Origin of the sequence: Stenotrophomonas mori, assembly GCF_023556335.1 — a bacterium.
In the GTDB taxonomy this organism is placed as follows: Bacteria; Pseudomonadota; Gammaproteobacteria; order Xanthomonadales; family Xanthomonadaceae; genus Stenotrophomonas; species Stenotrophomonas mori.
Genome location: NZ_JAIKTS010000002.1, coordinates 221,579 through 241,840 on the forward strand (window position 1 = coordinate 221,579; position 20,262 = coordinate 241,840).

At 72.0% G+C, this 20,262-nt stretch carries 19 protein-coding genes and 1 pseudogene; 2 read left to right on the forward strand and 18 right to left on the reverse strand.

The window, feature by feature from the left end:
• The first annotated feature begins 21 nt into the window (after positions 1-21).
• Positions 22-306 carry a DUF2782 domain-containing protein gene (locus K5L01_RS08640; RefSeq protein WP_250063904.1) on the forward strand — a complete coding sequence of 95 codons (285 nt, stop codon included), beginning with the start codon at positions 22-24 and terminating at the stop codon, positions 304-306.
• A 31-nt stretch (positions 307-337) separates the two neighbouring features.
• Here the strand turns inward: K5L01_RS08640 and K5L01_RS08645 are convergent, their stop codons facing one another.
• Together K5L01_RS08645 and K5L01_RS08650 are read right to left on the reverse strand one after the other, a co-directional pair.
• Entirely contained in the window at positions 338-3,133 is a 2,796-nt protein-coding gene (locus tag K5L01_RS08645; protein ID WP_250063906.1) for a serine/threonine-protein kinase, read from the reverse strand.
• Positions 3,127-3,681 (reverse strand): ECF-type sigma factor, encoded by a 555-nt coding sequence (locus K5L01_RS08650; protein ID WP_250063908.1) that lies wholly within the window; start codon positions 3,679-3,681, stop codon positions 3,127-3,129. The genes K5L01_RS08645 and K5L01_RS08650 overlap by 7 nt, the downstream gene beginning before the upstream one ends.
• 733 nt (positions 3,682-4,414) lie before the next feature.
• On the opposite strand from K5L01_RS08650, the pseudogene K5L01_RS08655 reads away from it, so the two are divergent.
• A pseudogene (locus K5L01_RS08655) lies at positions 4,415-4,732 on the forward strand (helix-turn-helix domain-containing protein); the annotation flags it as partial.
• 52 nt (positions 4,733-4,784) lie between these two features.
• On the opposite strand, the gene K5L01_RS08660 reads toward K5L01_RS08655, so the two are convergent.
• The 16 genes from K5L01_RS08660 to K5L01_RS08735 all read right to left on the reverse strand — a co-directional run bounded on the left by K5L01_RS08660 (position 4,785) and on the right by K5L01_RS08735 (position 20,167).
• Positions 4,785-5,234 carry a universal stress protein gene (locus K5L01_RS08660; RefSeq protein WP_250063909.1) on the reverse strand — a complete coding sequence of 150 codons (450 nt, stop codon included), beginning with the start codon at positions 5,232-5,234 and terminating at the stop codon, positions 4,785-4,787.
• A 95-nt stretch (positions 5,235-5,329) separates the two neighbouring features.
• Positions 5,330-6,532, reverse strand: coding sequence for a CmlA/FloR family chloramphenicol efflux MFS transporter (gene cml, locus K5L01_RS08665; RefSeq protein WP_250063912.1), 1,203 nt, complete (start codon positions 6,530-6,532; stop codon positions 5,330-5,332).
• 194 nt (positions 6,533-6,726) lie between these two features.
• Positions 6,727-8,916, reverse strand: coding sequence for a DNA helicase II (gene uvrD / locus K5L01_RS08670; RefSeq protein WP_250063914.1), 2,190 nt, complete (start codon positions 8,914-8,916; stop codon positions 6,727-6,729).
• A gap of 9 nt (positions 8,917-8,925) precedes the next feature.
• A complete protein-coding gene (gene rrtA, locus K5L01_RS08675; RefSeq protein ID WP_250063916.1) occupies positions 8,926-9,522 on the reverse strand; it encodes a rhombosortase in 597 nt (198 codons plus the stop codon).
• Positions 9,468-10,334 (reverse strand): rhombotarget lipoprotein, encoded by an 867-nt coding sequence (gene rhlP, locus K5L01_RS08680; RefSeq protein WP_250063918.1) that lies wholly within the window; start codon positions 10,332-10,334, stop codon positions 9,468-9,470. The genes rrtA and rhlP overlap by 55 nt, the downstream gene beginning before the upstream one ends.
• A gap of 26 nt (positions 10,335-10,360) precedes the next feature.
• On the reverse strand, positions 10,361-11,746 hold the full coding sequence (locus K5L01_RS08685) for an FAD/NAD(P)-binding protein (RefSeq protein ID WP_250063920.1): 1,386 nt from the start codon (positions 11,744-11,746) through the stop codon (positions 10,361-10,363).
• A 153-nt stretch (positions 11,747-11,899) separates the two neighbouring features.
• Entirely contained in the window at positions 11,900-12,067 is a 168-nt protein-coding gene (gene rpmG, locus K5L01_RS08690; RefSeq protein ID WP_169411268.1) for a 50S ribosomal protein L33, read from the reverse strand.
• A gap of 10 nt (positions 12,068-12,077) precedes the next feature.
• Entirely contained in the window at positions 12,078-12,314 is a 237-nt protein-coding gene (gene rpmB, locus K5L01_RS08695) for a 50S ribosomal protein L28 (RefSeq protein WP_054668347.1), read from the reverse strand.
• 204 nt (positions 12,315-12,518) lie between these two features.
• Positions 12,519-12,977 carry a hypothetical protein gene (locus tag K5L01_RS08700; protein ID WP_250063921.1) on the reverse strand — a complete coding sequence of 153 codons (459 nt, stop codon included), beginning with the start codon at positions 12,975-12,977 and terminating at the stop codon, positions 12,519-12,521.
• A gap of 167 nt (positions 12,978-13,144) precedes the next feature.
• Entirely contained in the window at positions 13,145-13,810 is a 666-nt protein-coding gene (locus tag K5L01_RS08705) for a hypothetical protein (RefSeq protein ID WP_250063923.1), read from the reverse strand.
• Positions 13,811-14,046: 236 nt separating this feature from the next.
• Positions 14,047-15,846, reverse strand: coding sequence for a DUF885 domain-containing protein (locus K5L01_RS08710; protein WP_250063925.1), 1,800 nt, complete (start codon positions 15,844-15,846; stop codon positions 14,047-14,049).
• A gap of 150 nt (positions 15,847-15,996) precedes the next feature.
• Positions 15,997-16,332: a lipid-A-disaccharide synthase N-terminal domain-containing protein gene (locus tag K5L01_RS08715; protein ID WP_425603868.1), complete on the reverse strand. Its 336-nt coding sequence runs from the start codon at positions 16,330-16,332 to the stop codon at positions 15,997-15,999.
• A gap of 2 nt (positions 16,333-16,334) precedes the next feature.
• Positions 16,335-17,057, reverse strand: coding sequence for a glycosyltransferase family 2 protein (locus tag K5L01_RS08720; RefSeq protein ID WP_250063927.1), 723 nt, complete (start codon positions 17,055-17,057; stop codon positions 16,335-16,337).
• A 115-nt stretch (positions 17,058-17,172) separates the two neighbouring features.
• A complete protein-coding gene (locus tag K5L01_RS08725) occupies positions 17,173-18,138 on the reverse strand; it encodes an NAD-dependent epimerase/dehydratase family protein (RefSeq protein ID WP_250063929.1) in 966 nt (321 codons plus the stop codon).
• Positions 18,139-18,455: 317 nt separating this feature from the next.
• Positions 18,456-19,370: a ParB/RepB/Spo0J family partition protein gene (locus tag K5L01_RS08730; protein ID WP_250063931.1), complete on the reverse strand. Its 915-nt coding sequence runs from the start codon at positions 19,368-19,370 to the stop codon at positions 18,456-18,458.
• On the reverse strand, positions 19,370-20,167 hold the full coding sequence (locus K5L01_RS08735) for a ParA family protein (RefSeq protein ID WP_250063933.1): 798 nt from the start codon (positions 20,165-20,167) through the stop codon (positions 19,370-19,372). Before K5L01_RS08735 ends, K5L01_RS08730 begins: the two co-directional genes overlap by 1 nt.
• Positions 20,168-20,262 lie beyond the last annotated feature (95 nt).

The following is a 20,262-nucleotide window of genomic DNA, read 5'->3' on the forward strand; positions in this document are numbered from 1 at the left end:
TCCCGGCAAAGGCAGCCGCCCATGAAGACCCCGATGCTCGCCTCCCTGCTCCTGCTCGCCGGCTGCGCCAGCCTGGGCGGTGCCGGTGCCCCGCCGATGGACCTCAAGGGCGCCGAGGTGTCCACGCGCACCATGGACAACGGCGACACCGTCGAGGAATACCGGGTCGCCGGCCAGCTGCGCATGGTCAAGGTCACCCCGGCGCGCGGCGCGCCGTTCTACCTGTACGACCGCAACGGCGACGGCCGCATGGACAACGACAAGGACGGCGTCTCGCCGGTCTACTGGAAGCTCTACAGCTGGTAGGCCCGCGGCACCCGCCGCCGCACGGGGCCGTTCAGGGCCGCTGCACGCCCTGGCCCAGCGCGCGCAGCGCCTCGTCGCGCACGCTGCGTTCGGCGGCATTGAGCATGGCCGGATCGCGCGCGACGATCGGCCGCAGGTAGCGCCGCTCGACCCCCGCCATCGCCTCCGGGTCCTGCAGCCGCTTGAGCACCGCATACAGCCGCGAGGCGCTTTCGGTGGTATGCACGTCCAGGTCGCCGCGGCTGGCGGCCCGCATCGTCAATGCCTTGGCGTGGGCCTCGCGGGCGGCGTCCAGGCGCCCGGCCCGGTTCTCCATCCGCCCCACCACGTCCCAGTTCGCCGAGATCAGCCAGTAGTCGCCGGGCATGCGGCGCTGGTTGCCCTCCATCGCCGCATAGGCCATTGCCCGGGCCTCCTCGTGGTAATCGGTGTCGGCCAGCATGCTGGCCAGTCCGCTCAGGCTGAACAGGGTGTCCGGGTGCTCCGCGCCCAGCACCCGCCGGCGCTGCGCCAGCAGCTCGCGCTGCACCTGCAGCGCGCGTTCGAAGCGGGCGGCATCGTCCTGCTTGGCCAGCACCCGGACCAGCTCGGTCTTGCTCTGCATGACCGCCGGATGGTCATCGCCGAGTACCTGCTGCTGGTCGGCCAGCAGCTGCTCCATGAACGCCTGGACCTCGGTGAAGGCCGGCTCGGCCTGCGCCAGCCGCACCATGTTGTAGCCCTGCAGCGCCGTCGCCGAGAGCGTGTCGGGATGGAGGGCGCCGAGGCTGCGTTCGCGCCGCCGGCGCACCTCCCCGGCCAGCGCGAGGGAGTCCTCGTACTCGTTGAAGGTGTTGCGCAGCCGCGCCAGCAGCAGCATCGCCGCCAGCGTGCGCGGCGCGTCGTCGCCGAAGCCGGCACGGAAACGCGGCAACAGCGCCTCCATGCGCCGCAGCGCCTCCTCGCGGCGGGTGAGCCCGGAGAGCGTGGTGACGATGTCCAGTTCCAGCTCCAGCAGGGCCGGCGCATCGCGCTCCAGGCGCACGGCCCAGGCATCGGCCAGGGCTTGCTGGTGCTGCAGCGCGGCGGCCAGCCCGCCCTGGGCGGCCATCACCCGCGCATGCAGCGTGCCCACCCGCAACCACAGGGGGTCGTCCGCCGTCGCCGCCCCGTGCAGCGACAGCGCCTCGTCCAGGAGTTCCCGCGCCGCGCCGAGTTCGCCCTGGCGGTGGCGTGCGTCGGCCAGCTCGGCCAGCGCCGACGCCACCGGCGGCTGCCCGGGCTGCTGCGCGCGCCGCACCGCCAGCACCGCCTGCAGTTCGCGCACCGCGGCCGGATAGCGGCCGATCGCGACCAGCACCTGCGCCAGCGACTGCCGCAGGTCGGCGGACAATCCGGCGTCGGCGGCGACACCGTGCTGCAGGCGCTCCAGCGCATGCGCCACCACGTAGCGCTCCAGCAGGTCGCGGGCGATGTCCGGCGCCGGCACCGCCCTGGCCTGGGCGGCGGCCAGGGCATGGCCCATCGCATCCACGTCCACGCTCTGCAGCATGTCCTGCTGGAACGCGACCATGCGTTCCAGCTGCTGCTGGCGGAGCCGGGCCACCGCCTGCTGTTCGCGGGCCTGCCGCAGCGACCACAGCGAGGCGCCCAGGCCGACGACCACGCACCCCAGCATCAGCGTCGCCAGCACCGCCGGCAGCCGGTGCCGCTGCAGGTACTTGCGCACCACCAGCGCACGCTGATGACGGACCACCAGCGGTGGCACCTGCCGCTGCCAGCGGTCCAGGTCGGCCAGCAACGCCGAGGCGCTGTCGTAGCGCTGCGAACGCCGCGGATCGGTGGCGCGCCGCACGATGGCATCCAGGCCGTCGCTCAATGCCCGCCGCAACGCGCGGCGGCTGCAGCGGCAGGCGCCGGCCAGCCGCTGCTGCGCATCCGCGTCCAGCGCCAGGAACGCGCGCAACGGCGACAGCGGCTGCGGCGGCCGCGACGGCGGCCGCTGCCCGCACAGCAGCTCGTGCAGCATCGCTCCGAGCGAATAGACGTCGCTGCGCGCATCGATGTCCATGCCGCTCTGTTCCGGGCTCATGTAGCCCGGGGTGCCGCCCGAGGTACGCTCGCCGGCCGCCGGGTCGCCGGCGAGCGCGATGCCGAAGTCGATCACCTTGGGCTGCGGCACGCCGTCGAGGCTGCCGACCAGCACGTTGCTCGGCTTCAGGTCGCGGTGGATCACGCCCTTCTGGTGGGCATGCTGCACCCCCTGGCACACCTGCATCATCAACCGCACCCGCTGCGCCAGCGGCGCGCGCTGCTGCGCGCACCAGCGCTCGATGCCCTGGCCGTCGATGTACTCCATCACCAGGTAGGGCCGCTCGCCGCCCTCCACGCCGGCATCGTGGATCTGCGCGATCGCCGGATGCTGCATCTGCGCCTGCATCCGGCATTCGAATTCGAAATGCGCCTGCGACCGCTCGTCCAGCCCCGGGTTGGCGATCATCTTGATCGCCACCTGCTGTTGATAGGCGCCATCGGCACGGTGGCCGCGATAGACCCGGCCCATGCCGCCGGAACCGATCAGCGCGTCCACCGCCCACGGCCCGCAGCGGGTGCCCGGCGGCAGCACCGGCGGCGGCACCCGGCCGATCTCCGACACCGCCCGCTGCAGCGGCCCGCGCACGCGCACGGTGGCCTCCGCCTCGACCGCCAGCATCGCCAGAAGTTCGCGCCGCAGCCCCGCATCGTGGAGCGTTTCGGCCTGCACGAAAGCCTCGCGGTCGGCGACCGCCAGGGCACTGGCGCGATGGAACAGGTCCTCGAGCCGGCGCCAGCGTTCCGGCGTCAGCATGGGGTCAGCCGCGCCGCCAGCCACGCCCGCACGAAGCGCAGGTCGCGCTCGGCGGTCGGCAGGGAGATGCCGAGCACCCGCGCCGTCTCGGCCACGCTCAGGCCGAGCAGCTCGGTCAGCGCGAAGGCACGCGCCTTGCGTTCGTCCTGCTGCGACAGCGTCTCGAACACCTCGGCGATGCTGAGCAGGTCGACCGGCTGCATCGCCGGATCCACCAGGTTGACCGTCAGCGTCACCTGCCTGCCACGGCGCTTGCCGCGATCGCGCATGCGCGCCAGGTCCACCAGCAGGTGGCGCATCTGCAGCGAGACCACCGCATAGAAATGGTCGCGCGAGGCGAATCCGTCGCCGCGTGCGGACAACCGCATCCACGCCTCGTTGACCAGCTCGGTCGGCTGCAGCCCGTCCCCCGCGCCGCGCGCCAGGCTGCGTACCGCGATCCGCCGCAGCTCGCCGTAGACCAGCCTCGCCAGCGCATCGCCGGCCACGGTCTGGCCGTCCTGCCAGCCGGCAAGCAGACGGGTGATGTCGTCGTCGGGCGACTGCATCTTGTCCAGGCTCCTCCTTCGCTCGCTGTCCTGCCGGGGCCGCACGCTGGAACATCGGCAACAGCGCCGGTCCCGGGGGGCGGCCACCGCCGGAGGGGCGGAAAGGCAGCGTCGTCGCCACCCGACCACCGGCAGGGCCGGAGCGATCCTACGCCAGAGTGGCGGAGGGATGCAGCCGCAGCGCGGCACCCTGCGCGGGCGGCACGCCGCCGGGATGCCCCCGCCACGGCGGATGGAGGGCGGGCGCGACATCCTCGGACGCGGCCCTGGCGGTGGACAAAAGGCCCGCCGCCGTTCCGCACGGCATGCGCCGCCTCCAGGCTGCCCTCCCCGGCGGCCTGGAGGCGGCGACAGGCCGGTCCTGCCGTCCCTGGCCAGGGCCCCCAGCGGGAACCAGCCCCCCGACGCTCGGACCCCGCGCCAGCCCGGGCCCGCCCGGCCCCACGGGGCGCATGGCCCGCGGCAGCGGCCGGACGACCCGCAAGTCTGGAAGCCGCCGGCCACGGCCGCCCGACATTCCGTCTCAGGAAAAAAGCGGCCGCACGATGAGGGGTTCGCGCCGCTACCCGCGGTAGTTACTGTGGAGGCCCGCGGAACGGGCCATGACCCCACCGCCATGACACCCATGCACCGTACTTCCCCGCCCGACGCGCACGCCGACGACCGGGACCGCAGCACGCCGGCGCATGCCGGCGCCGGCCGGGCACAGCGCCAGGACGCGCGCCTGCGCGGCATCCTGGTCTACATCGACGCCCACCTGGGCGACAGCGGCCTGGATGCCGACAGGATCGGCGCGGCGTTCGCGATTTCCCGTCCCACCCTGTACCGCCTGTTCCAGGACCTCGGCGGCGTTGCCCGGCATGTCCGCGAACGGCGCCTGTGGCTGGCGCACCGCTACCTGGCGCACGACCCCGACTGCAGCCTCACCTGGCTGCTGTACGAGGTCGGATTCGCCTCGGAACGCCAGTTCCAGCGCGCCTTCCAGGCGCGCTACGGGCTCTCGCCCGCGCAGTGGCGGATCTGCTGCCGCGCGCGGCTGCGGCGGCCCTCCGCGGCCGGCCGCCGCCCGGTCGCGGCCGACCCGGGCGGGGACGCCGCCGGCGTCAGCGGATGACCAGCACCGGCACCGTGCTGCGCGCCAGCACCTCCGCCGTCTGGCTGCCGAGCAGCACCCGGGTGACGCCGCGGCGTCCATGCGAGGTCATCACCAGCAGGTCGCTGCCGCAGGCCTCGGCCGTCTCGATGATGCCGTCCGCCGCGTAGCGGTCGAGCAGGTGGTGACCGTTCGCTCCGGCGATGCCCGCGGCGCGCGCCGCGTCCAGCGCCGGTTGCAGGATCTTCTGCGCGGCGGCCTCGCGGTCCTGCTTGTACTCAGGGCTGGCCTCGTAGCCCGCGCTCCAGCCCATGGCGTCGTACATGCCCACCGCCCACGGCTCGGACACGGTGACCACATCGACCTGCGCGCCCAGCTGCGCGGCCAGCTCCAGGCCCTTCTGCAGCCCCTTGGCGGCAAGCTCGGAACCATCGGTTGCGATCAGAATGCGCTTGTACATGCGGCTCTCCTCGGTAGCAGGTGTGTAGGCACACCATTGCACACCCGCCGTGGTGCCGGTGCATTGCGTTCGATCAAGCCCCGCCCCGCACCCGGCTAGCGGCCGCCGCGCCTGCCCTCCGCCAGCCAGCGCAGGCCCAGCAGGCACAGCGCCGGCATCGCCAGCGCCTGCACCAGCAGCGGGCGCACACTGTCGCCTCCCAGCCATACGATCCACAGGGTGCCCAGCCCCGTCACCAGCAGGCTCTGGAGGGCGTAGTACAGCGCGACCGCGGTTCCGGCATGGTCGCCGGATCCGGCGAGCGCCCCCTCGGCGGTGACCGACACCATCAGCACGATGCCGGCGGCGATCCCCCACATCGGCACCACGACCGAAACGAACGAAGGGGGCATCGTCGCGGCACACAGGCCCAGCGCGATCGCACCCGCCATGACCAGCAACGCGCCCCGGCCACAGCAGCCGGCCACTCCCCAGCGGCCGGCCGCGCGGCCGGCCAGCCGGGTGACCGCGACCATCACCAGCGCCACCGACGCGAACGCCAGGCTGAACGCCATCCGCGACAGGCCGGCGCCCGTCATCAGCAGCCGCGGGGCGATCGAGAAGAACACGAAGAAGCTGCCCATCGCCGCGCTGAAGCCCAGCGTGTAGACCCAGAACGCCCGCCTGTGCAGGACCGCGCCCCATGCCGGTGGCCGCCGCGGGCCCGCTGGCGGCCGCGTCTCGCTCCAGCGCGGCCATGCCCGGCCTACCGCGATGGCTCCGAGCGCCCCCAGTGCGGCGAAGATCCCGCGCCATCCCAGGCCCAGGGCGAGGGCCGCCCCCAGGATCGGCCCCAGGGCCGGCACGAAGGCCAGGATCGCGCTGAACAGGCCATAGACCGTGCGGCCCTGCGGCGTGTCGGCGTACACATCGCGCACCGTGGCGAAAGTGGCGACCAGCGCGGCCGAGGCACCCAGCGCCTGCAGCACGCGCAGCCCCAGGAACACCCCGCCGGTATGCGCCAGGGCGAGGGCGAACGACGCCAGCGTGAACAGCAGCGCGCCTCCCAGCAGTACCGGCCGGCGGCCACAGCGGTCGGACAGCGGCCCGAACAGCAGCTGGCCGGTGCCCAGCACCAGCAGGTAGCTGCTCAGCGTCAACTGGACCAGCGTCGCCGACGTGCCCAGCGCGGCCGGCATGTGCGGGATCACCGGCAGGTAGATGTCCATCGCCAGCGAGGCCAGCAGATCGAACGGGACCATCAGCAGCAGCGCCGACGGCAGCGGGTGGGCCCAGGAACGGGCCGGATGAACAGGCATGGCGAAACCTCCGTACGGACATGCGATCCGACGGCGGCGCGTGGTGCGATCTGGAAGAACAGCAGCGGCCGCCGCAACAACAGCAGAGCGTTGTTGCGGCTTAGCGGACTGCGAGCGGGTCGGCTCCCATCAGTACGGTCCCGTGCGCGGTAGTGCGCCGGCGCAGTGTAGCGCAGGCCGCGGCGGTGACCGCGCTACAGCACCGTCAGGTGCGCGTACGCCATCACCAGCCACTTGCTGCCGGCGTCGGCGAACTCCACCTGCACGCGCGCATGCGCACCGGTGCCCTCGTAGTCGGTGACCATGCCCTCGCCGAACTTGGGATGGTTGACCAGTGCGCCGAGCCTGACCGGCGGCGCCTCGACCGCGGCATGCCCCATGACGCGGCTGGTGCCCAGCGAGGCCGGCCGCGAGACCTGCACCTTCGGACGCACTTCATTCAGCAGTTCGCGGGGAATCTCGCGCAGGAAGCGCGAGGGCAGGCTGTAGTTGTCCTGGCCGTGGATGCGCCGCGATTCGGCATAGCCGAGCAGCAGCTTCTGCCGCGCGCGGGTGATACCGACATAGGCCAGGCGGCGCTCTTCCTCCAGCCGCCCGCTTTCCTCGAGCGAACGGGCGCCGGGGAACAGGCCCTCCTCCAGGCCGGCCAGGAACACCAGCGGGAACTCCAGGCCCTTGGCCGAATGCAGGGTCATCAGCTGCACCCCGTCCTCGCCGGCCTGGGCCTGGCCTTCACCGGCCTCCAGCGACGCGTAGGACAGGAACGCGACCAGTTCGCTCATGTCGGCGGCGCCTTCCTCGTCCTCCTCGCGCTGGATGAAGCGCGAGGCCACCGATACGAGTTCGTCGAGGTTGTCGCTGCGCGATTCCGAATCCAGCGCGTTGCGGCTTTCCTTGCCCCAGTGTTCGCGCAGCGCCGAGCGCAGCAGGACGTGGTCGATGCGTTCGGCCAGGGTCATCCGTGCGGTCTCCACGCCGATCTGCTGCACCAGGTTGGCGAAGCCGGCCAGCGCGTTCTTCGCGCGCGCCGTCAGCGTGCTCTCCTGGGTGGCGAGCATCGTCGCCTCCCACAGCGACAGCGCCTGCGCGCGGGCGATGCGCCGCACTTCGTCCAGGGTGCGCTCGCCGATGCCGCGCGCCGGGGTGTTCACCGCGCGCTCGAACGCGGCGTCGTCGTTGCGGTTGGCCAGCAGGCGCAGGTAGGCCAGCGCGTCCTTGACCTCGGCGCGCTCGAAGAAGCGCATGCCGCCGTACACCCGGTAGGGCACCTGCTCGGCCAGCAGGACCTCTTCGAACGCGCGCGACTGCGCGTTGCTGCGGTAGAGCACGGCGATGTCGCCATAGCTGCCGCCGTCGCGTACCCATTGCTTCGCGCGCTCGACCAGGTAGCGCGCTTCGTCCATCTCGTTGTAGGCCGCGTACAGGTCGATCGGCTCGCCATCGCCGCTGTCGGTCCACAGCTGCTTGCCGATGCGGTCGGGGTTGTGCGCGATGACCGCATTGGCGGCGTTGAGGATGTTGGCGCTGGAACGGTAGTTCTGCTCCAGGCGGATGGTCTGCGCGCCCGGGAAGTCCTTGAGGAAGCGCTGCACGTTCTCGACCTTGGCGCCGCGCCAGCCGTAGATGGCCTGGTCGTCGTCGCCGACCACGAACACGTTGCCCGAGTCGCCGGCCAGCACCCGCACGAACGCGTACTGGATGGCGTTGGTGTCCTGGAACTCGTCGACCAGGATCTCGCGGAAGCGGGCGCGGTAATGCGCCAGCAGCGCCGGGCTGTCGCGCAGCAGCTCGTGCGCGCGCAGCAGCAGCTCGGCGAAATCCACCAGCCCCGCGCGGTCGCAGCGCACCTGGTACTCGGCATAGGCCTGGCGCATGGTCTCCAGCCACGCATCATGCGGTTCGGGCTGGATGTGCTGCGGGCGGCGGCCTTCGTCCTTCTGCTGGTTGATCCACCAGGCGACCTGCTTGGGCGGGAACTTGCCGTCGTCCAGCTCCAGTCCCTGCACCACCCGCTTGACCAGCCGCAGCTGGTCGTCCGAGTCCATCACCTGGAACGCCTCGGGCAGCCCGGCATCGGACCAGTGCAGCCGCAGCAGCCGGTGCGCCAACCCGTGGAAGGTGCCGATCCACATGCCCCGCGCGCCGTTGCGCAGCTGCAGGTCGATGCGGTGGCGCATCTCGCCGGCGGCCTTGTTGGTGAAGGTCACCGCGAAGATGCCGTGGGTCGGCACCCCCTGCACTTCGTTGAGCCAGGCGATGCGGTGGGTGAGTACGCGGGTCTTGCCGGAACCGGCGCCGGCCAGGATCAGGTAATGGCCGGGGGGGGCGGAGACGGCCTCGCGCTGCGCTGGATTGAGCGCGTCGAGCAGGTGGGAGACATCCATGCCGGCATTTTAGTGCCTGTTGCCGGCGGCGGGGCCCATCAGGGACCGCACGGCCCCGCTGGCAGCCACCCAGAGCACGCCCCAGGCCGCTCCCAGGCGGTGCGCCAGGGTGACCACCGCGATGTCGCGCCAGGGACCGCCGGCGGCCGCTTCCCAGGCCAGCTTGAACGCCAGCAGCAGCAACAGGCCCGCGGCCACGGCACCGCCACGCCGCAGCAGCACGATCACCAGTACGCCGTGCAGCAGGCCGGACATGCCGGCGTACCACTGCAGCGTCGGTTGCAGCGCCATCAGCGCCAGCGAGATCACCGGCATGCCGGCCACGGCGCCGACCCCGATCTCCGGGACGATCCGCTGCCGTGCCGCCACCGCGACAATCACCAGCAGCGCGGCCAGGTTGAGCGCCGCATGCGTCGCGTCCAGGTGCAGCAGGTGGCCGCTCCACAGGCGCCAGGCCTGGCCCTGCGCCAGGCCGTCGCGGTCCAGCAGCAGCGCATCGAAGACCGGCGGCCAGCGCAGCGCCAGCACGCTGGCCAGCGCCGGCAGCAGGATCAGCGCCGCCGCAACAGCAGCAGCCCGGCCCCGGCCAGCAGCACCAGTTCCCATCCGCGCACGCTCCCGCCACCGCCGCGGCGCCACTCACCGCCGGAGCGGCGGTCCACCAGCTTCACCTGGCCTTCCTCGCGGGCACGCACCGCGAAGTCGGCGATCGCCGTGTCCAGGTTGGTGGTCATCTGCCCCATCGCCGCGGTGAAACTCTCGCCCGCCAGGCGCCCCTGGACCTCGTCCACGCGCACCGCGGTGGAGCCGGCATCGCGCTGGTCGGTGCCCGGCGCGCGGAACAGCAGCGCGCGGCTGGCGACATCGAAGACCGACGTATCGACGAAGGTGCTGACCTGGTTGCGGTTGCCGTGGATCGTGTAGGCGCCCACCAGCGTCCAGTACAGCAGCGACGCCGCGTTCTGGTCGGTGCGCACGATCTGGTCGTAGGAGACCAGCGCCACCAGGTCCACGCCATGCATGCGCGCCACCTGCTCCAGGTTGTCGAACCCGCCGCCGGGCCGCAGGTACTGGCCCGGGATCACTTCGATCCGCTCGATGAACGGCTGCTCCTTGAAGGTGCTGCGCACCTTCTCCAGCAACGCGCTCTGCTCGGCCGGGCCGACCCCCATCGGATCGTTGCGCGAGGGCACGAACATCAGCCCGACCCGCGCCGGCAGCCGCACCTGCGGCGTGGCGCTCTCGTCGGCCGGCTTGAACGCCTCGCCCTTGGGATACAGGTAGTCCACCACGCTGCTGGAAACGCCGCGGCGCTGGCCGCCGTCGAACAGCGTGGCGCAGCCGGCCAGCAGCAGCACCAGGGCCGCGGCCGCACCCACACGCATCCGCGCACGCAGCGCTCCGTCCTTACTTCGCATACCTGTCTCCCGATGTGGTCGCGGCACTATACGCGCGCGGCCAGTGCGGCGGCAGCCTGCGCCGCCTGGCCGCGCAGCTCGGGAATGGCCAGGCTCTCCCACAGGCCGCCGATGCGCAGGCTGCCGACGATGCGCACGCGCGGCTCGACGCGGCCATCGGCGGCGACCAGCTCGCCGTCGGCGGTGCTGTCGATGCCGATGCCGTGCGGCCCCGGGCGCGCGATGCCGCTGCCCAGCATCTGCTGCAGCAACGGGTTGCGCATGGCCTGGGCGCGCATCTCCACGCCGGTGGCATTGATGACGCAGCGCACGTCCAGCTGGAAGGGGCGCCGCCGGGCATCAAACGCCGTCAAGCGCACGCAGGCGCCTTCGGCGACCGCGCTGTCCAGCCGGCCACGGTGCAGGTGCAGGCGCCCCTGCGCGCGCATTGCCAGCAGGCTGGCATGCACCGGCACGGCGATGCGGTGCCGGTGCACGTCCCAGTAGCGCACCGCATGGCGCAGGAAACGCCGCTGGTCCTGCACCGACAGCGACTGCCACAGCGCCTGGCCCAGCGGGCGGATGCGGTCCATCACGCTCTGCCACGGAATACCGTGCCGGGCGGCCTCCGCGGCATGGCGGCGCAGCGTACGCACGCGCTGCCGCAGGGTCATGGCCAGCAGCGGTTGCGGATCGTAGCCGGCCGCCGGGCCGGCCGCGTGCGGCAGCGGCAGCAGCGCGTGGCGCGACAGCACATGCACCTGGCCGCGGTGCCCCGCCGCGGCCAGCGACACCACGCAGTCGGCCATGCTCAGCCCGGAGCCGACGATCGCCACGTCGGCATCGGCGGGAATCTCCCGCACCGCCTCGACCTCCCAGGCATCGATGCAACGGCCGGCAGGCAACGACGACACGCCGCGGGCCGGCAGCGGACGCAGGGCGTTGCCGGTGCACACCGCCACCGCGGCGGCCCGCAACGGCGGGCCGGATGCCAACTGCAGGGTGATGCCCTCCTCCCCTGCCGCCATCGCCGTCACCCGCTCGCCACGCACCTCCAGCCGCGCCGGGCTGGCCGCCACCGCCTGCTGCAGGCGGTGGCGCAGGTAGGCGGCATAGTGCAGCCGGGGAACGAAACGCGCCGCCAGCGCCTCGCGGTCGCTGTCGGGAAACGCACCGCTCTCGAGCAGGTAGTCGAGGAAATCGTCGGGGCGGTCGGGGAAGCCGCTCATCTTGCCGGCCGGCACGTTCAACAGGTGCCCGGGATCGCGGGTGGCGTAGGCGATCCCATGCCCCAGCGGCAGCCGCGGCTCCAGGATCACCAGGCGCAGGCCGTCGCGGGCGCCGTGCAGCGCGCCGATGGCCGTCAGCAGGCCGCTGGCGCCGCCGCCGATGATGGCGAGGTCGCAGACCTGCGGCTGGTCGAAAGCTGTCATGGGCCGATTGTAGGGGATGCCGCCGCCCGCGCCTGATGCCACCGGCACATGTGCTGATGGGCGCGCCCCATGGCGCCTGTCATGCGCCTGAAACACGGAACCCGCCTTGCGGCGGGTTCGGCGTCGAACGGCGGGAACAGCAATCCGCGTGGATTACTTGATCTTGCCTTCCTTGTACAACACGTGCTTGCGGACCACCGGGTCGTACTTCAGGAATTCCATCTTCCCGGGGGTGTTCTTCTTGTTCTTGTCCGTGGTGTAGAAGTGGCCGGTACCGGCCGAGGAAATCATACGGACCTTGTCGCGCTTGCCTGCCATGATGGTTTACTCCTCAGACCTTTTCGCCGCGGGCACGCAGCTCAGCCAGAACGGAATCGATGCCGTTCTTGTCGATGGTGCGCAACGCATGCGCGGAAACACGAAGCTTGACCCAGCGGTTCTCGCTGGCGACCCAGAAACGGCGCTCGTGCAGGTTCGGCTGGAAGCGGCGACGGGTCTTGTTGTTGGCGTGCGAGACGTTGTTACCCGTCTGCACCTTCTTGCCGGAAACTTGGCAAACTCGGGACATTGCGCACCTCGGTAATGTCGGTTGTCTCTTCCTTGGCCAGGAAGAGGGCGGCCCCGGCGGTGGTCCGCCGCACGTCACGGGAATCGGTCGCGCCGCGGGGCGGCCGGGCGACGTGCTGCCGGCCACCGACCCGGATTCCCGGGCACAGCGAGCCGCGTATTATGCGGCCGGGCCGCTCTCCTGGCAAGCGCGCCTTACGGGCGCTCAGTCGCCCAGCAGCCGGCCGGCGATCTCCAGGGCCCGCAGCGGCTCCAGGAGCGGCGCTCCGCCCGCCGCCCCGGCCCCGGCCTGGTTGACCATCAGCACTTCGGCATCGGCCAGGGCCAGCCAGAACGTCACCGCGGTTCCGCCGGCATCGGCCTGCGTGCGGATCGCGGCGGTGCCGCCCCGGGCCGCGAACGCCGGCACCGGCACCGGGCTGATCCCGGCACCGGCCGGCGAGCCGTCATCGACCGGTACCGGCGCCATCCCGGGCGCCACCCGCGCCTGCAGGCTGAACGAACGCCCGGCCTGCCTGTCCCACCAGGCGCATTCGAGGCTGCCGGCCGTCTGCCCGGCCCCGGCCGCTACCCGCTCCATGCCGTTGACCAGGTCGCCCAGCACCCCGCCCAGGCGGTCGCAGTCGGCGATGGCCAAGCGCGACACCGTCGCCGGCGCGGCCACGGGCGCCGGATCCCGGCCCGGATCCGGATCGCCGGCGCCGCCCTGCGGAAAGCAGCCGGCCAGCGGCAACAGCAGTACAGCCGGACCCCACCTGCGGACCCCATGCATCCCCTTCTCCCTTGCCGCGCGGACCCTCCGCGCACCGTCCGCGCGATGATAGCGCCCGCTCATTCGGGCGCGAATGACAGGCTGCGCCGCCAGCGCAGCGGCGTGGCCGCACGCGCCGGGTCCGGCGGGAACAGGCTCATGTAGCCGGCGGCGAAAGCGCGGTCGCGGAGGTGCTCGCCGATGCCTTCGGCGACCTCGATCTCGACATGGGTCACCCGCCCCTCGGGATCCACCTCCATCACCCAGACCAGCCGGCCACTCCATTGCGCCGCCGGGAACAGTGATGCGTCGTAGTTCGGGCGGCCGACCACATAGGGACTGTCGCGCTCCAGGGAGTAGGGCGACGCGTCGATGCGCGGGTCGACCCGGATGGAGGCCTCCTGGCTGCGGCCGTCCCCCAACCGCGCCGTCACCGTCCACGCACCCGGCACGCCGCCCTGGCCGAGGTCGGCGGGATAGCAGCGCTTGGTGCCGCGGTAGTCGGGGGACGAGTGCCGCGCGACCGTTTCGCCCCGCGCATCGGCCAGCGTGATCCACAGGCCACCGACGTCGGTGTCGGCCGTCTCGGCCGCCACGCAGATCTGGTGGTCGTGCCCGGCCTCGGTGACGAACTGGCGCGTCTGCTGGCGCGCGATGGCATCGGACGCGGGCTTGGACCAGAGGAACTCGATATAGAGGCTGTCATCGGCGCTGGCGCTTCCGGCCACCGCCGACAGCAGGATCATCCGCCCCGCCATGCCTGTCCGCATCGTCTTCTCCTCGCCATGCCGGGGGTCCGTGGCGATCCTGGGCCGCCACGGACCCGCCGTCAAACAACGGCCCTGCCGGCGCCGGATTGGGCGCCCGCCGTGGGCCGGGCCGATTCCGATGCCGCAGGCGGCCCGCCGATGGCACAACCAGGCAGCGGGCGTGCCGGGCGCGCGCGGCAGCCTGCCGCCTCTCCGCCGCGGCTGCGGCGGGATCAGGCCTTCTTGCGCTCTTCGATATAGGCCTGGATCTGCTGCTCCAGCACCGGCAGCGGCACCGACCCCTGTTCGAGCACGGCATCGTGGAAGGACTTGATGTCGAACCGTTCGCCCAGCGCCTTCTCCGCCTGCGCGCGCAGGCGGACGATGGCGATCTCGCCGAGCTTGTAGCTCAGCGCCTGCGCCGGCCAGGAGATGTAGCGGTCGACTTCGGTGGTCACCTCGTGCTCGCTCAGCGCGGTGTGGTCGCGCAGGTAGGCCAGCGCCTGCTCGCGGCTCCAGCCGTAGTGGTGCACCCCGGTGTCGATGACCAGCCGGCAGGCCCGCCACATCTCATAGGTCAGCCGTCCGAAGTCCTCGTAGGGCGTCTCGTAGATGCCCATCTCCACGCCGAGCTTCTCGGTGTACAGCCCCCAGCCTTCGCCATAGGCGGAGATGTAGGCGTTGCGCCGGAAGTCCGGCTGTCCGGTCTGCTCGGCGGCGAGCGCGCCCTGCAGCGCGTGCCCCGGATCGGACTCGTGCAGGGTCAGTGCCGGCAGGTTGTACAGCGGCCGCGCCGGCAGGTTGTAGGTGTTGAGCCAGTAGGTGCCCATGCCACCGCGGCCGGCGGTCCAGAACGGGGCGATGTCCGGCGGCACCGGCACGATGGTGAAGCGCGCGCGCGGCAGGGTCATGAACTTGCCGATCACGCCGTCCACGCGCTTGGAGATCCACGCCGCGCGCCACAGCAGCTCTTCCGGGGTCTTGGCGTAGAACTGCGGGTCGGTGCGCAGGAACTCGAGGAAGTCGGCGAAGCGGGTCTGCGCGCTCTTCCCCTTGAAGTCCACCTTGTCGATGATCGCGTTCATCTCCCGCTGGATGCGGGCGACTTCGCTCAGGCCCACCGCATGGATCTCCTGGGGGCTCATGTCCAGCGTGGTGTATTCGCGGATCTGCTGCCGGTAGAACGCCTCGCCATCCGGCATCTTCTCCGCCGCCAGCGTGGTGCGCGCCTGCGGCACGTACTCGTCGCGGAAGAACTGCAGCAGGCGGGCGAAGGCCGGCACCACGCTGCCGCTGATCGCCTGCCGCGCGGCCTCCTGCAGCGCCTGCCGTTCGGCGGCCGGGAGGCTGGAAGGCAGTTTCTCGAACGGCGCATACAGCGGCGAGGCGGTGGGGTCCTTGAGCTCGGCGACGGTCGCGATGGAGACGTCGCGGCCCTCGAGCACCGCGCGCGGCACGCTGAAACCACGCGCCAGACCGGCGCGCATGTTGACCATCTGCTGGTCGAAATAGCGCGGCACGTCGTTGAGGCGGGCGATGTAGTTGCGGTAGTCCTGCGCGGTCTTCATCTCGCGCCGCGCCATGAAGCTGAGGTTGGACCAGAACGAGGAGTCGGAGTTGAACGGCATCTCGTAGGTCCGCAGGCGCACCGCATCGGCCAGGCTCTCCACCTGGTAGCGGTAGATCGCGTAGTTGACCTGGTTGTCGGCCGACAGCGTGGCCGGATCGATCGCCTGCAGCTGTTCCAGCACCCCGTCCCAGACCTTGAGCCGTGCCTGCTGCGCGTCGGCGCCGACATCGGCCAGGCGGGTGGCGGCGGCCGGACCGTCGCTGTCCTCGCTGGCCTCGCCGCCACCGGTCTGGCGCCAGGCCCATTCCTTCTCGTAGATCGCCTGGAAACGCGCATCGGCGGCCCGGGTGGCGCTCGCGTTCGAGGGCGCGGCGGCGGTGGCCGCGGCCCCGGGGGCGGCATGGACGGCGGCGGCCGGCAACGACAGGGCGAGCAGCAGGGCGGTGGACAGGGCGGTTTTCACGAACGGACGACTCCCGGAAATACAGGCCCCGATCATGTCACCGGCGGCGCCGGCGTGCATGGTTCGAAAGTCCTGCGCGCCGCCCGGCACCTGTGCGTGCCGGTTCCCTGCCGGCTGCCGCGGCGCCGGCGGACGCCGCCTCCGGCAGGCTCAGTGCCCGGCGCGGTCGCGCCGCCAGCCGCGGTGGCGGATGTCCAGGCGCAGGCTGTACAGCGCGGTGAAGGCCGGGAACAGGTTCTGGATCACGCCCACCGCATCCTGCTTGGCCGAAAACACGAAGTAGCTCAGCGTCATCAGGCTGCCCAGCACGCTCATGTACCAGAACAGCCGCGGGATCACCGGCTTGCCGGCGCGCCGCGAGGCGACGAACTGCACCAGCCAGCGGCCGCCGAACATCAGCGCGCCGGTCAGGCCGATCAGCTTCCACGGCGACATGTGCACGCCGGTCCACTCCAGCCAGGCCAGCGGCTGGTTCATGAACTCCATGCTCAGAGCTCCTCCACCGCCGTGCGCCGGCTGCGTGCGATCAGCCACGCCACGCCGCGCAGGTCGCGGATGCCCACCAGCGCGCGGCCGAGGTTGGTGTACTTGGAGACGCCCGCGGTCCGCTGGCGATGGTTGACCGGGACGCTGGTGGTCGTCCAGCCGGCGCGCTGCATAAGCGCCGGCAGGTAGCGGTGCATGTGGTCGAAGTACGGCAGGTCGAGGAAGGCAGCCCGCTCGAACAGCTTGATGCCGCAGCCGGTATCGGGCGTGTCGTCGCGCAGCATGCGCGCGCGGATGCGGTTGGCCCAGCGGCTGGCCCAGCGCTTGGACCCGGAGTCCTGGCGGTCCACGCGCCAGCCGGCGAACAGCTTCACCTCCGGCGCCGCCGCGGCACGCGCGGACAGCAGCATCGGGATGTCGGCCGGGTCGTTCTGGCCGTCACCGTCGAGGGTGGCGATCCACGGCGCCCGCGCCGCCTTCACACCGGTGCGCACCGCCGTGCTCTGCCCGCATTGGCGGACGTGGTGCAGCACCCGCAGTTCCGGGTGGGCCGCCTTCAGCGACCGCAGCACCTGCAGGGTGTCGTCCTTGGAATCGTCGTCGACATAGACGACCTCGAAATCCATCCGGCCGCGCAGCGCGGCGGCGATCTCGGCCACCAGGGGCGCGACATTGTCGCGCTCGTTGAAGACGGGGACGACCACCGAAAGTGCGGGTTGGTTCATCGCGGGGATCCGTGGGTGCGAGGTGGACGGGAGCGCGCATTTTCCTGCACGCGGCTTGACGGCGCATGAGCCGGCCGCTGCCGCGGCCCGTCGGCGCGCCCTTGGCCGGACCGCTTCAGGCGTCCGCGCCGAAGTAGTCGCGGCACCAGGCCACCACCGGCGGCAGCCCGGTCTCGATCGGCGTGGCCGGATCGAACCCGAAGGCCGCCCGCGCCCGCGACGTATCGGCCATGGTCTCGACCATGTCGCCCGGCTGCATCGGCCGGTAGCGCTTGTCCGCGGCGCGCCCGGCCGCGGTGGCGATCACCTCGATGAAACGCTCCAGCGCCACCGGCACATGGTTGCCCAGGTTGAACAGCCGATGCGGGTGCGCCGCCTCCGGGGCCGCGTCCAGCGCGCCGAGGATACCGGCGACGATGTCGGAAACATGTGTGAAGTCGCGGCGCATGCGGCCTTCGTTGAACACCTCGATCGGCCGGCCCGCCAGCACCGCGCGCGAGAACAGCAGCGGCGCCATGTCCGGGCGGCCCCACGCCCCGTACACGGTGAAGAAGCGCAGCCCGGTGGCGCGCAGTCCGTACAGCTGTGCATAGGCGTGTGCCATCAGTTCGTTGGCGGCCTTGGTCGCGGCGTACAGCGAGCGCGGCTGGTCCACCCGCTGGTCCTCGGAGAACGGCGGCGTGGCCGAATCACCGTAGACCGAACTGCTCGATGCATAGACCAGGTGCTGGACGCCGTGGTGGCGGCACAGCTCCAGCATGTTGACGAACCCGGCCAGGTTGCTGTCGACGTAGGCGTGCGGGTTCTGCAGCGAGTAGCGCACCCCCGCCTGCGCCGCCAGGTGGATCACCCGCGCCGGCTGCAGTTCCTCGAACAGTGCGGCCAGGCCGTCGCGGTCGCCGAGGTCCAGGACCCGGATGTCCGTCTGCGGGCACAGCGCGGCGACGCGGTCGCGCTTGAGCTGCGGGTCGTAGTAGTCGTTGTAGTTGTCCAGTCCGACCACGCGCTCGCCGCGCGCGGCCAGTGCCTGACAGGTGTAGGCGCCGATGAAGCCGGCGGCGCCGGTGACGAGAACGGTCATCAAGGGGTTCCGGAAAGCGGAGGTCCAGGCGCCGCGCGACGCCGGCGGGAGCGGTCGCGGGGCGACCCGCCCATGATAGCCGGGTGCGCCGGCGGCCACGTGGCCGGTACCGGCCACGGCTTGCGCGGGCGACGGAGGCGGCCGGAACATCCTGCCCATGCCGGAGCCGCATGGCACATGCCGCACGGACGGGCGCGGCCGGGTTGCAGCCTCTCGGCAGTCCTGCCGCGGCCCGGGCGGGCACCGCGCGGACGTACGGCTGCTGGCGATCGCCCCCGGCCGGGCGCGCCGGGAACGTGGTCCGCGACAGCCGCCGCTCAGGACGCCTGGCGGGTGCGCAGGCGCTCCAGCACGCCTTCGAGCGTGTCCAGGTCGGTGTAGTGGATCACCAGCCGGCCCTTGCCGGCCCGGCCGTGGGCGATCGCCACCCGGGTCCCCAGCGATTCGGACAGCTCGGTCTCCAGCGAGGCGATGTCGGCCTGCGGGGCGGCCGGTGCCGGCCGCGCGCGGCGGGCGCCCGGCACCTTGCCGGCGGCGAACTGCTGGGCCCGGTGCTCGACCTCGCGCACCGACCAGCCTTCGTCGGCGGCTTCCTCGGCCAGCTTGGTCGCCAGCTCCGGCGCCAGGGTCAGCAGCGCGCGGGCGTGGCCCATCTCCAGGCGGCGGCTTTCCAGCAGCACGCGCACGCCCACGGGCAGGTCGATCAGGCGCAGCAGGTTGGACACCGAGGCGCGCGAGCGGCCCACCGCCTGCGCGGCCTCGGCATGGGTCAGCGAGAATTCGGAGATCAGCCGCTGCAGCGCTTCGGCCTCCTCCAGCGGGTTGAGGTCCTCGCGCTGGATGTTCTCGATCAGCGCCATGGCGATGACGGTGCGGTCCTCCAGCTCGCGTACCACCACCGGCACTTCGTCCAGCCCGGCCAGCCGCGAGGCGCGCCAGCGGCGCTCGCCGGCGACGATCTCGTACTTGCCGCCGGCGACCTGGCGCACCAGGATCGGCTGGATCACGCCCTGCGCCTTGATCGATTCGGACAACTCGCCCAGCTTGGCCTCGTCCATCTCCCGGCGCGGCTGGTACTTGCCCGGCTGCAGCAGGTCGATGGCCAGCTTGCGCAGCGCCTCGCCCGGCTGCGGCTCGGCCACCGCCGCCACCGAGACCGGCGTCACCGCGCCCTTGGGGCCGAGCAGCGCGTCCAGGCCGCGGCCCAGGCCGCGCTTCTTCACTGTGCTCATCAGACAGCCTCCATGGCCCTGACGGCCCTGTTGCGTTCATCGGTGCGGCGGATGAGCTCTCCCGCCAGCCCGAGGTAGGCCACGCCGCCGCGCGAGGCGCGGTCGTAGCCGACGATGCTCTGGCCATGGCTGGGCGCCTCGGCCAGGCGCACGTTGCGCGGCACGATGGTACGGAACACGCGGTCGCCGAAATGCTCGGTGAGTTCGGCCGACACCGCGTTGGCCAGGTTGTTGCGCACGTCGAACATGGTCCGCAGCACGCCCTCGATCTCCAGCGCCGGGTTGAGGTTGCCGCGCAGCGCCTCGATGGTCTCCACCAGCGCACTGAGGCCTTCCAGCGCGTAGTACTCGCACTGCATCGGCACGATCACCGAATCGGCCGCGGCCAGGGCGTTGAGGGTCAGCAGCGACAGCGCCGGCGGGCAGTCGATCAGGATGAAGTCGTAGCCGTCGCGGATCGGCGCCAGCGCACGCTTGAGCCGCTGTTCGCGGCCCTCCTGCTCCATCAGCTGGATCTCGGCCGCGGTCAGGTCGATGTTGCCGGGCAGCAGGTCGTAGCCCTCCGGCGCCCGGACCAGGATCCCGGCCGCGGTGTTCTCGCCCAGCAGCAGGTCGCAGGTGGACGCGGCGACCTCGCGCTTGTCCACGCCGCTGCCCATGGTCGCGTTGCCCTGTGCATCGATGTCGACCAGCAGCACCCGCCGGGACGCGGCGGCAAGGGCAGCGGCCAGGTTCACGGCGGTGGTGGTCTTGCCGACGCCGCCCTTCTGGTTGGCGATGGCGATGATGCGGGCCATGCGGGTGGGCCTCATGGACGGGAAAGGGTGGGACTGGGCATTATGCGGGCTGGCGCCGGTTCGGGGAAATCCGGCCCCGGCGGGCCCGTGCCCGC

What these genes read in the sequence shown, in the direction of transcription:
- K5L01_RS08640 (WP_250063904.1), top strand. Translation starts at nt 22, where the DNA reads ATGAAGACCCCGATGCTCGCCTCCCTGCTCCTGCTCGCCGGCTGCGCC.
- K5L01_RS08730 (WP_250063931.1), bottom strand. Translation starts at nt 19,370, where the DNA reads ATGAGCACAGTGAAGAAGCGCGGCCTGGGCCGCGGCCTGGACGCGCTG.
- K5L01_RS08650 (WP_250063908.1), bottom strand. Translation starts at nt 3,681, where the DNA reads ATGCAGTCGCCCGACGACGACATCACCCGTCTGCTTGCCGGCTGGCAG.
- rrtA (WP_250063916.1), bottom strand. Translation starts at nt 9,522, where the DNA reads ATGGGAACTGGTGCTGCTGGCCGGGGCCGGGCTGCTGCTGTTGCGGCG.
- K5L01_RS08705 (WP_250063923.1), bottom strand. Translation starts at nt 13,810, where the DNA reads ATGATCCTGCTGTCGGCGGTGGCCGGAAGCGCCAGCGCCGATGACAGC.
- K5L01_RS08645 (WP_250063906.1), bottom strand. Translation starts at nt 3,133, where the DNA reads ATGCTGACGCCGGAACGCTGGCGCCGGCTCGAGGACCTGTTCCATCGC.
- K5L01_RS08720 (WP_250063927.1), bottom strand. Translation starts at nt 17,057, where the DNA reads ATGAACCAACCCGCACTTTCGGTGGTCGTCCCCGTCTTCAACGAGCGC.
- rhlP (WP_250063918.1), bottom strand. Translation starts at nt 10,334, where the DNA reads ATGCGAAGTAAGGACGGAGCGCTGCGTGCGCGGATGCGTGTGGGTGCG.
- K5L01_RS08660 (WP_250063909.1), bottom strand. Translation starts at nt 5,234, where the DNA reads ATGTACAAGCGCATTCTGATCGCAACCGATGGTTCCGAGCTTGCCGCC.
- rpmB (WP_054668347.1), bottom strand. Translation starts at nt 12,314, where the DNA reads ATGTCCCGAGTTTGCCAAGTTTCCGGCAAGAAGGTGCAGACGGGTAAC.
- K5L01_RS08715 (WP_425603868.1), bottom strand. Translation starts at nt 16,332, where the DNA reads ATGGAGTTCATGAACCAGCCGCTGGCCTGGCTGGAGTGGACCGGCGTG.
- K5L01_RS08725 (WP_250063929.1), bottom strand. Translation starts at nt 18,138, where the DNA reads ATGACCGTTCTCGTCACCGGCGCCGCCGGCTTCATCGGCGCCTACACC.
- uvrD (WP_250063914.1), bottom strand. Translation starts at nt 8,916, where the DNA reads ATGGATGTCTCCCACCTGCTCGACGCGCTCAATCCAGCGCAGCGCGAG.
- K5L01_RS08735 (WP_250063933.1), bottom strand. Translation starts at nt 20,167, where the DNA reads ATGGCCCGCATCATCGCCATCGCCAACCAGAAGGGCGGCGTCGGCAAG.
- cml (WP_250063912.1), bottom strand. Translation starts at nt 6,532, where the DNA reads ATGCCTGTTCATCCGGCCCGTTCCTGGGCCCACCCGCTGCCGTCGGCG.
- K5L01_RS08685 (WP_250063920.1), bottom strand. Translation starts at nt 11,746, where the DNA reads ATGACAGCTTTCGACCAGCCGCAGGTCTGCGACCTCGCCATCATCGGC.